13 protein-coding genes are annotated in these 12253 nt (G+C 46.1%); all 13 read right to left on the bottom strand.

All coding sequences use genetic code 11. The annotated features are described in order from the left end of the window. Nucleotides 1-117: 117 nt before the first annotated feature. The 13 genes from proS to PPA03S_RS21700 all read right to left on the bottom strand — a co-directional run bounded on the left by proS (nucleotide 118) and on the right by PPA03S_RS21700 (nucleotide 12188). Nucleotides 118-1572, bottom strand: a complete 1455-nt coding sequence (gene proS / locus PPA03S_RS21760; protein WP_062326084.1) for a proline--tRNA ligase — start codon at nucleotides 1570-1572, stop codon at nucleotides 118-120. A 62-nt stretch (nucleotides 1573-1634) separates the two neighbouring features. Further along, a complete protein-coding gene (gene rseP, locus PPA03S_RS21755; RefSeq protein ID WP_062326083.1) occupies nucleotides 1635-2906 on the bottom strand; it encodes an RIP metalloprotease RseP in 1272 nt (423 codons plus the stop codon). 113 nt (nucleotides 2907-3019) lie between these two features. Next, nucleotides 3020-4159 carry a 1-deoxy-D-xylulose-5-phosphate reductoisomerase gene (locus PPA03S_RS21750; RefSeq protein WP_062326082.1) on the bottom strand — a complete coding sequence of 380 codons (1140 nt, stop codon included), beginning with the start codon at nucleotides 4157-4159 and terminating at the stop codon, nucleotides 3020-3022. Nucleotides 4160-4226: 67 nt separating this feature from the next. Then, entirely contained in the window at nucleotides 4227-5021 is a 795-nt protein-coding gene (locus PPA03S_RS21745) for a phosphatidate cytidylyltransferase (RefSeq protein WP_062326081.1), read from the bottom strand. 16 nt (nucleotides 5022-5037) lie between these two features. Further along, entirely contained in the window at nucleotides 5038-5805 is a 768-nt protein-coding gene (uppS, locus tag PPA03S_RS21740) for an undecaprenyl pyrophosphate synthase (protein WP_062326080.1), read from the bottom strand. 88 nt (nucleotides 5806-5893) lie between these two features. Further along, the gene (gene frr, locus PPA03S_RS21735; protein ID WP_062326079.1) at nucleotides 5894-6448 is read right to left on the bottom strand and encodes a ribosome recycling factor; all 555 of its coding nucleotides are present in this window, start codon (nucleotides 6446-6448) and stop codon (nucleotides 5894-5896) included. Continuing rightward, nucleotides 6448-7176, bottom strand: coding sequence for a UMP kinase (gene pyrH, locus PPA03S_RS21730; protein WP_024630245.1), 729 nt, complete (start codon nucleotides 7174-7176; stop codon nucleotides 6448-6450). The genes frr and pyrH overlap by 1 nt, the downstream gene beginning before the upstream one ends. A 229-nt stretch (nucleotides 7177-7405) precedes the next feature. Beyond that, entirely contained in the window at nucleotides 7406-8056 is a 651-nt protein-coding gene (gene tsf / locus PPA03S_RS21725; RefSeq protein ID WP_062326078.1) for a translation elongation factor Ts, read from the bottom strand. Between the two features lie 116 nt (nucleotides 8057-8172). Next, a complete protein-coding gene (gene rpsB, locus PPA03S_RS21720; protein WP_024630243.1) occupies nucleotides 8173-8871 on the bottom strand; it encodes a 30S ribosomal protein S2 in 699 nt (232 codons plus the stop codon). Nucleotides 8872-9146: 275 nt separating this feature from the next. Further along, entirely contained in the window at nucleotides 9147-9776 is a 630-nt protein-coding gene (locus PPA03S_RS21715) for an endolytic transglycosylase MltG (RefSeq protein ID WP_062326077.1), read from the bottom strand. A gap of 3 nt (nucleotides 9777-9779) precedes the next feature. Further along, a complete protein-coding gene (locus PPA03S_RS21710; protein WP_062326076.1) occupies nucleotides 9780-10352 on the bottom strand; it encodes a hypothetical protein in 573 nt (190 codons plus the stop codon). Between the two features lie 65 nt (nucleotides 10353-10417). Next, complete coding sequence (locus tag PPA03S_RS21705) at nucleotides 10418-10732, bottom strand: hypothetical protein (RefSeq protein ID WP_062326075.1); 315 nt, start codon at nucleotides 10730-10732, stop codon at nucleotides 10418-10420. Nucleotides 10733-10784: 52 nt separating this feature from the next. Then, nucleotides 10785-12188, bottom strand: a complete 1404-nt coding sequence (locus PPA03S_RS21700) for a flagellar assembly protein A (RefSeq protein ID WP_062326074.1) — start codon at nucleotides 12186-12188, stop codon at nucleotides 10785-10787. Nucleotides 12189-12253: the final 65 nt, after the last annotated feature.

The following is a 12253-nucleotide window of genomic DNA, read 5'->3' as shown; positions in this document are numbered from 1 at the left end:
GCCTCTGCATTCAAAAATGTCCCCGATCCGAACCCGCACCGACTCATTTTATCCGACAGAAGCTCTCCATTCCTTACTCTTACGGTGAATAAGTGCTGTTAGTCAAGTCTTCCTGACTTAGTACGCTCTTGCAAACACTACCGTGTGTTTCGCATCTTCACCACAAGCCAGGCACGTATGCTTTTCTTCCGCAGGCTGGAACGGAATGTTCCGGCTTGTTGCACCTGTTACTTCTCTTACTTTATCTTCGCAAGCTTCTGAACCGCACCATCCAGCCAGTGTGAACCCGCGTTTATTTTCCATCAGTTCTTTCATCTCATCCAGGGTATCCACTGAATAGAAGTTGTCCGACATAAACGTCCGAGCACGTTGCAGCATATCTGCCTGCACTTGAGTCAGCATAGTCTGGATTTCTTCCACCAAATTTGCTTGTTCAACAACTTTTTTCTCTCCAGTAATCCGGGAAACGAGGACACACACACCGTTCTCCATATCACGCGGACCAATTTCGAGACGAATCGGAACACCACGCATCTCGTATTCGTTGAATTTCCAGCCTGGACGAACATCACTGCGATCATCCATTTTCACACGGATTCCAGCTTGTTTCAGTTCAGCGAACAACTCGTCCGCACGCCCCACAACAGCATCACGCGTTTTCGGGGGGCCAATCGGAATCATGACCACTTGTGTTGGTGCAACTTTAGGAGGAAGCACAAGACCACGGTCATCTCCGTGAACCATAATTAACGCGCCGATCAAACGTGTGCTTACCCCCCATGAAGTGGTGTAAGCCAACTCCAGCACATTATTCCGGCTAAGATACTGAATTTCAAATGCTTTTGCAAAGTTCGTTCCCATGTAGTGTGATGTACCTGCTTGTACAGCACGTCCATCCTTCATCATGGCTTCGATTGAGTACGTATCCACTGCACCGGCAAATTTCTCCGATTTGGTTTTCTGACCCACAATGACAGGAATTGCCAAATACTCCTCAACCACTTTACGATAAATCTCAAGCATTTTCATCGTTTCTTCACGTGCTTCTTCTTCGGTCTCGTGCGCCGTGTGACCTTCCTGCCACAGGAACTCACTTGTGCGAAGGAAAGGCAATGTTCTTTTTTCCCACCGGACTACGTTAGCCCACTGGTTGATTAATACCGGTAGATCCCGATAAGACTGAATCCACTTGGAATACATGTGACCAATAATCGTTTCTGATGTAGGACGGATTGCCAGACGTTCTTCCAGCTTCTCTCCCCCAGCTTCTGTAACCCATGGTAATTCAGGGTTAAAGCCTTCCACGTGTTCTTTTTCCTTTTGAAAGAAACTCTCAGGAATGAACATCGGGAAATACGCATTGCGATGACCCGTTTCCCGGAAACGACGATCCAACTCATCCTTAATGTGTTCCCAGATTTCAAACCCGTCTGGTTTAAACACAATGCAACCGCGTACAGGTGCATAGTCCATGAGATCAGCTTTTTTGATAACATCAATATACCAGCGTGAGAAATCCTCACCCTGTGGTGTAATTTCGGTCACAAACTGTTTATCGTTTTCCTTTGACATAAGACTCCAGCGTCCTCCCATAACGACCATCTCTGAATTTCCAGAGCATAGTCAAACCATAATTATCCGTTAATTAAACGTAATATATCATTATACGTTACTGCCAGCATCAGCACAAACAACATAGCAAAACCGACAAAATGAACCATCCCTTCACGATTCGGATCGACCGGTCTGCCCCGCAGCCCTTCGATTCCAAGGAAAACGAGACGGCTTCCATCCAGTGCAGGAATCGGCAGCAGGTTGAAAATACCAAGATAAAGGCTCAAGATCGCTGCCCATCTTGTCAACTGTTCAATCCCCTGCTTCGCGATTTGCCCTGTGACCTCAAATGTACGAACCGGGCCACCGATGTCATCCATGTTGAACTGATTAATCAGATGTTTGAAACCTTCAAAAATGACTTTGGTGGTATCGACCATCGCTATTCCTGAAACCTTAAAGGTCTCCGCAAATCCAACAGATCGGGTTGGCAGTGTAGGTACAATTCCGACCTTACCGCCCTCTTGACCTTCTACGGCACGAGGGGTGATCGTTATATTAAACGTTTCATCCCCCCGACGCAATGTCCACTCCATCGGCTTGTCTTTGGAATCAGCAATCATCGTCACCATTTTTTTCGAATCTGTACCAATAGCAGTACCATTAATGGTTTCAATGATATCTCCCTTTTGCAGGTTCGCCTGGTAGGCAGCTCCACCTTCGAGCACTTCACCAATTTCCAGGTTTTTCGGATTTTCAACCGGAACTCCTGCCATTTGGGCATACACCGCAAACAATACAAATGCCAAGATAAAATTCATGAGTGGTCCAGCAAAAATGGCCATTGCCCGCTGCCCCACCGTTTTACTGCCAAATTGGCGATCTTTCGGTGCGATCTGGGTTTGCTTGCCACGACTTACCAGCATGGCCTGCGGATGTATCCGATACTGCTGAACTTCGCCATCCACATCCAGTTGCAGTTTTAACGCATTCTCCATATCGATGGAGATCACTTCACCACGAATTACATTTTTACGGTTATCCAATTGATCAAGGTAAATCATTTTCACTTGGTCATCAGCCGATCTTACGGCAATGGTCTGACCTTCCTGAATCTCTACGAGTTCCGGATCTTCACCTGCCATACGTGCATATCCGCCAAACGGCAGCAAGCGCAGTGTGAACTGGGTCTCGTTTCTTTTATATGAGAATAATTTGGGACCAAAACCGATCGCAAATTCCCGTACAAGAATACCGGCGCGCTTGGCAAAATAATAATGTCCCCATTCATGAACCGTCACGATGACAAAGAACATGAGCACCGTTAGAAATACCACTTGTATGGTTTCCAATCCCTATCCATCCTCCTTCACGGCACGAACCGCAGTCTGTCCCTTTAGATTATCATTATTCTCTGATGCCGCACAAGAGAATCACTTCTTCCATTTTGTTTCGAAAAAAGAGATTACAGACGAGACGCAAATTGACGACTCTCCTGATCACATCTGGCTATTTCAGCCAAATCAGGCTCGTCTACATTGCGGTGTGCTTCCAGCACAGAAGCAATAATATCCTCTATTTTAAGGAACGAAATCTCTTTACGCAAGAAACGGGCTACGGCAACCTCGTTGGCTGCATTAAACGCCGTTGTTGCGGTCCCCCCCATTTTACCACACTCGTATGCTATTCTTAAACAAGGGAACCGCTCCATATCCATTTCACCGAAATGTAATTTGCCTGCTTGTGCCAAGGATAAACGTTGTGCAGGGGAGGGCAAGCGGTCCGGATAGGTCAATGCATACTGGATGGGAACACGCATGTCCGGATTCCCCAGCTGCGCAATAATGCTTGTATCGTTGAATTCCACGTAGGAATGAATGATGCTTTCTGGATGAAGCAGCACATTAATCTGATCATATTGGAGACCGAACAGCCAGTGCGCTTCAATGACTTCGAGACCTTTGTTCACCATCGTTGCTGAATCAATCGTGATTTTGGAGCCCATCGACCAGTTGGGATGTTTGAGTGCGTCTTCCACCGTAACTTCCTTTAACTGTTCGCGAGTCAGATCACGAAATGATCCACCAGAGGCTGTAAGCGTAATGCCCATCAAGCGTTCACGCGGTTCTCCATTTAAACATTGAAAAATAGCCGAGTGCTCACTATCTACCGGTAAAATGGGAACTCCTTTTGCACTGGCTCTCGCCGTTACAATATGGCCCGCTGTAATCAGCGTCTCCTTGTTAGCCAACCCGATCTGTTTGCCCGCATCAATCGCAGCCAAGGTCGACTCGAGTCCAACACTCCCCATTACAGCAGTAACAACTGTATCGGCATCTGTTCCGGCAGCAACTTCCACCAGTCCTTCTTTGCCATAAAAAAGTTGTGTTCCAGCAGGCAAGTGCGGAGCCACCGTGTCTGCCAGCTCTTTCGAGCCGACGGACACCTTTTTGGGTCTGTAACGCTTCGCTTGCTCAATCAGCAGCTCTATATTGCCACCAGCAGCCAATCCTTCTACTTGGAAGCGTTCAGGATGCATATCGACTACATCCAGTGTCTGGGTTCCAATGGAACCGGTTGACCCGAGAATCGAAATTTTTTTCATGCTGCACCTCATCTTTATTTATCCGAATGCCTGTGACAAATCACTCGTCATTGGCTTGCATTTATCTTCAATAGGGCAGAAGCATTAGTATATGTACGAATGGAAAAACAACGATCCAGCTGTCGCACCGATCCAGAATGCCACCATGCCCCGGGAGGAGGTTACCGGAATCCTTGATGTTGTACACACGCTTGTAAGCGGATTGAATCAGATCTCCCATCTGTCCTATCACGGCGCATGCAAGCCCAATCCATATGGCCCTTTGCCAAGTTAACAAGCCGTCTGACACCCATGCAAAAACAACAGAGGTCACAATCGCGATGACAATGCCACCTATTGCACCCTCCACTGTTTTGTTCGGACTGATTGAGGGCCACAGCTTGTTTTTCCCGATGAGTTTCCCTACAAAATAGGCACCCGCATCGCTTGCCCATATGGAGCCCAGTAACAGAAACGTCCAGAACAATCCGTGATGCAAATGTCTGGATTCTGCAATGTAATAAAAACCGATGCCTATATACAATACTCCTAGAAACAGCATCGCAACTGTATTTACAGGAATTTTATTTTTAGTGATTACAGAGGCCGTCATCAATACCAGCATCACAAGCCAGCCGATCTGGAATAACGTTAACGGCCTTGCTTCCCATACCATTTCCCAGGGAAACACAATCGCAAAAATGCCTGCATATCCGATCAGAGCTACACCTGAAAAAGGCTGTACTCCGGTCATTTTTACAAATTCATAATAACCGATGAGAGCCATAAGCAATACCAGACCGTGGTACCAGGGTCCGCCCAGCATGCAAAAACCCAAAAACAACACACCTGCTATGATTCCTGTCGTTAATCGCTGTTTCAACGGCTTCATCCTCCATCTATTTCAAACCGCCGTAACGCCTTGTTCTGCGCTGATATTCGGCTACTGCTTCAAGCAGATGCTTTTTGCCAAATTCGGGCCAGTATATATCCGTAAACCATAATTCGCTGTATGCAAGCTGCCAGAGCATGAAATTACTCAACCTTAACTCTCCACTCGTCCGAATCAGCAAATCCGGATCAGGCATATTGGCAGTCAACATATGTCTGTCAATGAGTTCAGGCGTAATGTCCTCTGCCGATAATTCCCCCGACTTTACCTGCAGAGCGATCTGTTTGACACAGTCTGTCATTTCGTGGCGACTTCCATAATTCATTGCAAAATTCAAAACAAGTCCTGTGTTATGTTCCGTTAGACGGATTGCTTCACGCAAAGCATTAACGGTATGAGAAGGCAAATGCTCTTCTTGTCCCATCATGCGGATACGTACATTTTTTTCTATAAGTTCATCCAGCTCTATCGCCAGAAATTCTTGCGGAAGTCGCATCAGAAAATCCACTTCTTCTTTTGGACGTGTCCAGTTTTCTGTTGAAAAAGCGTACATCGTCAGATATTTGATGCCCAGTTCATCCGCCGCGATGGTCGCACGTTTGACCGCCTTCATCCCATTCTGGTGACCAGCTATTCGTGGGAGACCCAAACGTTTGGCCCATCGTCCATTGCCGTCCATGATGATGGCGACGTGCTGCGGGATATTATCTTCGGATATAGTCAGCGTTTCCTGCTTGTCAGCCCCATTCCACCACGACCGAACCCGTTTGATCATTCCTGTTCCTCCAAAATCCCTGAAGTTTCTTCACCTGAAGCTTGAAAAAGAGACAAAACCCCACCGTATTGGAGGGGCTGCGCTTGTCTTACACTTCCATAATTTCTTTTTCTTTGGCAGCGAGTACCTTGTCGACTTCAGCAATATACTTATCGGTCGATTTTTGGATATCATCCTGATGTCTCCGGGACTCATCCTCGGAAATGTCAGACTTCTCCATTTTTTTGATATCATCATTCGCATCACGGCGAATATTACGAATCGCTACTTTACCTTCTTCACCGAACTTTTTCGTCAACTTCACGAGTTCAGCTCTGCGTTCCTCTGTAAGTGGTGGAATGGACAGACGAATCATGCTGCCATCGTTCGCTGGAGTAAGACCCAGATCCGATTTCATGATTGCACGCTCTATGTCTCCCATAGAGGATTTATCCCATGGCTGAATCATCAATGTACGGGAATCCGGTGTACTGATATTAGCCAACTGGTTGAGCGGTGTCATTGCACCATAATACTCCACTTGAATCCGGTCGAGAAGAGCCGGGGTTGCACGACCTGCACGCAAAGTGGCAAGGTCACGACGCAACGCTTGAATCGCTTTTTCCATACGTTCTTCGGCATGTTTTTTAACCGCTTGTGGCATTAATCTACACTCCCTTTAACGATTGTCCCGATACGCTCACCAAGAACAACCCGCTTGATGTTACCTTGTTCCGTAATGGCAAATACGATCAACGGAATGTTGTTGTCCTTACAAAGAGAGGACGCCGTCGAGTCCATTACACCAAGATCTTTGTTAAGTATATCCATGTACGTCAACTGATCAAACTTGACAGCTGTACTGTCTTTAAACGGATCCGCTGAGTATACACCATCGACTTTATTTTTAGCCATCAAAATGACTTCTGCTTCGATCTCCGCTGCGCGCAGTGCTGCTGTTGTATCCGTGGAGAAGAACGGATTACCTGTACCTGCTGCAAAAATAACGACCCGGCCTTTCTCCAGATGACGAATCGCTCTACGACGAATATAAGGCTCTGCAATTTGTTGCATGGCAATCGATGTCTGTACGCGTGTAGGCACTTCGATCTGTTCCAGTGCATCTTGCAGTGCGAGCGAGTTCATTACCGTCGCCAGCATGCCCATATAATCCGCAGTTGCTCTATCGATGCCGTTTTCGCTACCGGCAATACCGCGCCAAATGTTTCCGCCGCCACATACGATAGCAACCTGTACACCAAGTTCAACCACTTCTTTTACCTGCTGGGCAATCGACGAGATCGTCTCTGCATCAATACCGTAGCCGTTTTGACCGGATAGAGATTCTCCGCTGACCTTCAAGACAACACGTTTAAATACTGGCTGTTCCAATTGTTCACCCTCCACTTTGAATTGAACACCTTAGGCGTCCAACCAACAAAACTTCTCGCGCATGGTCTCCTGCTTAAAAAGAAAGGAACACAGTTGTGTTCCGCTCTTTTAGGAAAAACGTTCAACCGGTAAGGCAATGTTTTCCTGGGATATAAGGGAGTAGCGCTTCGAAGTTTCATCATTCTTATATCTTCGAAAATCATTCCTGCTAGCCGGTATAAAAACCGTCTTATTTGTTTACTTGGGACATAACTTCTTCTACGAAGTTGTCTACTTTTTTCTCAAGACCTTCACCCAGTTCATAACGAACGAAACGACGGATGGAGATGTTTTCACCGATTTGGCTGATTTTTTCATTCAACAGTTGGGAGATTGTTTTGTCAGGGTCTTTAACAAAAGTTTGCTCCAACAGGCAGAACTCTTCGTAATATTTACCGATACGGCCTTCAACCATTTTCTCAACGATTTTTTCTGGTTTGCCTTCGTTCAGAGCTTGAGCTTTCAAGATTTCTTTCTCTTTTTCCAGCTCTTCTGTAGGAACTTCTTCACGAGTGACAAATTTCGGGCTCGCTGCTGCGATTTGCATAGCAATATCCTTAACGAAATCTTTGAATTGGTCTGTTTTACCTACGAAGTCAGTTTCGCAGTTCACTTCTACCAACACACCAATACGTCCACCAGCGTGGATGTAAGATTCTACAACGCCTTCAGTTGCTGCACGGCCAGCTTTGCTTGCTGCTGCTGACAGACCTTTTTCACGAAGCAACTCAGCTGCTTTCGTGATGTCACCGTTTGCTTCTTCCAGTGCTTTTTTGCAATCGAGCATACCTGCGCCCGTTTTTTCACGGAGTTCTTTTACTGCACTCGCATTAACTGCCATTATTAATTCCCTCCAAAAATAAGTAATTGTACGTACACTCTAAAAAAAGGGCAGTGAGAGGTTATCCACCTACCAACCACCCTTTTCATTTAATTCATTCGTTATGTTCGAATCTATTAAGCGGAAGTTTCTTCGCCTTGGTTAGCTTCGATTACAGCGTCAGCCATTTTACCTGTCAGCAATTTAACAGCGCGAATCGCGTCGTCATTACCCGGGATAACATAATCGATCTCGTCCGGATCGCAGTTAGTATCAACGATACCTACAATTGGGATACCCAATTTGCGAGCTTCGGCAACAGCGATACGCTCTTTGCGTGGATCGATGATGAACAGGGCGCTTGGCAGGCCTTTCATATTTTTAATACCGCCGAGGAATTTCTCCAGACGATCTTTTTCTTTGCGAAGCAAGATTACTTCTTTTTTAGGCAATACAGCGAATGTACCGTCTTCTTCCCAAGCTTCCAACTGTTTCAAACGATCAATACGTTTTTGAATAGTTGAGAAGTTAGTCAGGGTACCGCCGAGCCAACGTTGGTTAATGTAGAATTGACCAGCGCGTTCAGCTTCTTCTTTAACGGAATCTTGAGCTTGTTTTTTCGTACCCACGAAAAGAATTGTACCATTCTCTCCTGCGATTCCTTTAACGAAGTTGTAAGCCTCTTCGACTTTTTTCACTGTCTTTTGCAAGTCAATGATATAAATTCCGTTTCTTTCAGTGAAGATATAACGATCCATTTTTGGGTTCCAACGACGAGTTTGGTGACCGAAGTGTACCCCAGCTTCAAGAAGCTGCTTCATGGAGATTACTGCCATCTTCACACACCTCCTAATATGGTTTTTATTGTGTCCTCCGCCGGCATCATTTTTCGCCAAGACTCTCCATCAGGAAAGCACCCTCAACAAAATTAGCACATGCGTGTGTTTTAACACCGTTATCTAATATAGCATAAGTGAATGCCTGATGCAACAGTCTTTCAAACTAAAATAAGATGCACCTGAATGTTAACTATAAGGACTACATCCATGTTCCTGGCAGTCCCGCAAAACTTGTCCCGAACGATATAAAAAACCGTCCTGCCTGAGCGCACTCAGCTTGACGGTTCTTTTGTAATCTTGGCGATAATGGATTGGAAGCTTTCACCTTTTTCCAACACATAAGTACCTACTTGTATTTTAGTGTTAATTCGCTCTGCCCTGCCTGCCTTTATAAAAGCCTCAGCGTTATCCACAATACCGGCTTTCTCCAAGTTCCCTGCCACTATGGCTAGACTATTCCCTGAACGGACTTTAAAGGACACGGTTTCTGTTTGAGGACTGCTTGGTGTCACCGGCTCCGTCGTCTTGGGTTGACTGATTTGGCTCTGTTTGTCGCCTTCGTTGGCGGCAGGTTGCTGCGGCTTCTCCGGTTGCTCTGGATTCTCAGCTGATTTTGCCGCCTCGGGTACTGTAGCCGCTTTTCCCTGCAGTTCGCTGCTTTCCTTCTTCTTCTTCTCTACCCACTCTGTTTCGGTATACAGCTCATCTTCTGTACCTACCAACTTCATATCCATGCTCTTCGCAGCCATTTCAAGTTGTTCCTTCGTCAGATTGGCTGGGACTTGCTCCGGATCGAGATTACTGTCAGACAATGCATTCTGCCCTACCGTAGCAAGCTGCAGCAGCACTGCCCCAACAATCATACCACTTCCAAGTCCAACCCATAGAGAGCGCTTGTCCATCTGTTAGCTCTCCTCCCGTTCTGCCAGCTGTAAGATCAGCTGTACTTCCCCACGTTGTATACCTGTCTGCTTGGCAATGGCATCCACAGACTTGCCTTCGGCGTATAAATTAAATAGCTCTGCATAACGTTCCTTAATAGAGTCACGTAGAGGGGGAAACTCTTGCTCAACAACCTGCAGATCTACTTCTGAAACCTCTGCTTCCGATTCAAATCTCACACTATCTACAAGCGCTCGGGCTTGCAACCCGCTTGCATTGTGAAGAGAAGCGCCATTGACATATTTTTCTGCTTCTATGCTTTTTCTATTTTCCAGTTCAGCCAGCCTCTCCTGTAATTCCTGAAGCTGGCTTTGCATTCGCTGATCTGCTGCTGCGGCCTCGCCCTTCATTTCAGCAACGCGCTGGATAAGCGCATCATTGTCGTTTTCTATCTCAGCCATATAATGCTCAAGCGTAGACTCCATCTCTTGCACCAGCTGATGCCCAGGCTCCTGCACCTTGTCTTTCTTGGGCATGATAAGTGCATATGCGATTGCGCAGGCTCCTAATATGACAATAATGATCCATGGTGACAAATTGGGTTCTCTCCTTTAATGCAGCCATCATTGCTCCAGATTTCATGTCAGTCACAATTCATCCATTACAACGACAGATCAATATGTTTTCCTTTGTATGGATGTTCGGCAGGTTTGATGGTCTCCTGCCCTAAAGCAGATTCAGGCTCGTTGAAGCCATTCTGCTGCTCTTTGTTTTTGGATTGACCATCGCGTACATCGGTGTGCGCTGTTTCATCCAGCGCCTCGCTTCGCTGCCTTGCCTCATTTGCTTCTTTGGCCGTCTGTTCCGCAAGCAAGTTCTGGTCCGTAACCGGTCTCTGCTGGGATTCACTCTGATAACGCCCTGCCTCACTTGTTCTAGGTACTGCAATCTGCAACTCAACCGCTTTGAAACTCATACGCTCACCTCACGGTATCGGATGGATTTCTTCATGTGCTTGAATGCTGTACTTAAATGAAAGGAACCATCGTTATATCCCCATCATGATAATAAAAAGATATTCGACTTACCGGATCTTTAATAAATTTGGTGTATCTGCCGATAACTATTTTAGAGCCACCATAAATCATCTTATGAATATCAACGCGAGCTCTGCTTGTATCTTCAAGCATCTTCTCGATTTCAAAGATACGTGTTTTCGTCTCCTCACTAAGACGAAGCGCAGATTTTTGTGTAGCACTCAGCTTGATGCGCATGGACATTTTGTCCGGACTCAATTGCCCTGCTGCAGCTAACTGATCCAGCAATGTCAATGCTTTCTTCGTTTTATCCAAGGCATCCATTTGCTCTCTGACTTCCTTCCGCAAATCGGTCAGCTCATTACGGAGCCTTGGCAACACCCCTACTTCAATGGAAGTCACTGTAGACATGCTGTTGCCGATAACACGTGCTGAGACGTTTTTCCCAGCCTGAATTGACCCGCCGACGATAAGTCCTTTTGTCCCTTCACAGATCACCGCATTTCCTGCACGAATAGTGGAATGCATGATGCTTTGGGAGACCATAACATTTTCAGAGGCATCGACATTGCCTTCCTGAATAAAGGTACATTTCACGTTATGTCCAGCTTGTACCAATCCTTTGTTATAGCCAATAATGCCGCCGGAAATTTCGACAGAGCCACCTGCTTCCAGCTCCGCTCCCTCGACACCGCCGACCACGCGGATATCGCCTGCTGCTTTTACCTTGAATCCGGTAAGTACATTACCACGTATGACAACCGTACCCACAAAATCAATGTTGCCAATGTTATAATCGACATCGCCATTGATTTCATATACGGGAAAGACATTCAACTTGTTTCCATCTGTCTTGGTAACCAATCCATCCAGAGCGGCATACATTGCAGATCCATCAGGATTAACTACAACATTTTTCCCAACCTTGAACCGGGCTTCTTTCCCAGGACGAAATGGAATCTCTTCTCCAGTGACAGCCCTGCCCACCGTACCATCTATTGGAGGGATCCGTTCTGCAATAATCTGACCTGATCGAACATTATTTAAGCGGGTTACTTCTTTGTAGTCGACTTTTCCATCTTCCGCTTCCAAAGGACGCCTTTCATTATCCATGCCTACCAGTACCCTGATAAATCCATCCGTTCCCTGTACTGGTTTAATCCCTTCGGCAATTTTGTACTGATCCTTCACATATGCTTCTGGGTGACTAACAAAAGCGAGCATTGCTTCGCGCAGCACACCGTACTTAATCCCCTGACTCGCCATATATTGTTCGAGCTCATCCAGCGTGCAGGCAAAATCTTCTTCCTGTTTGGAAAATTCAAGGTAGGCCGTACTTTTATCATCTGATAAAACAATGCTCAAACACTGTTCCAGAACAGTTTGTTGTGTCAATGCATTTCTTCCTCCTTTAGACTTTCCACTCCCCAAAATCCGTATATTAAAGCTCTCTATTCATT

The organism is Paenibacillus pabuli NBRC 13638 (genome assembly GCF_001514495.1).
GTDB classification, from domain to species: domain Bacteria; phylum Bacillota; class Bacilli; order Paenibacillales; family Paenibacillaceae; genus Paenibacillus; species Paenibacillus pabuli.
The sequence above is the reverse complement of the archived record's forward strand: the minus strand, read 5'-3'. Positions and strand labels throughout refer to the sequence as shown.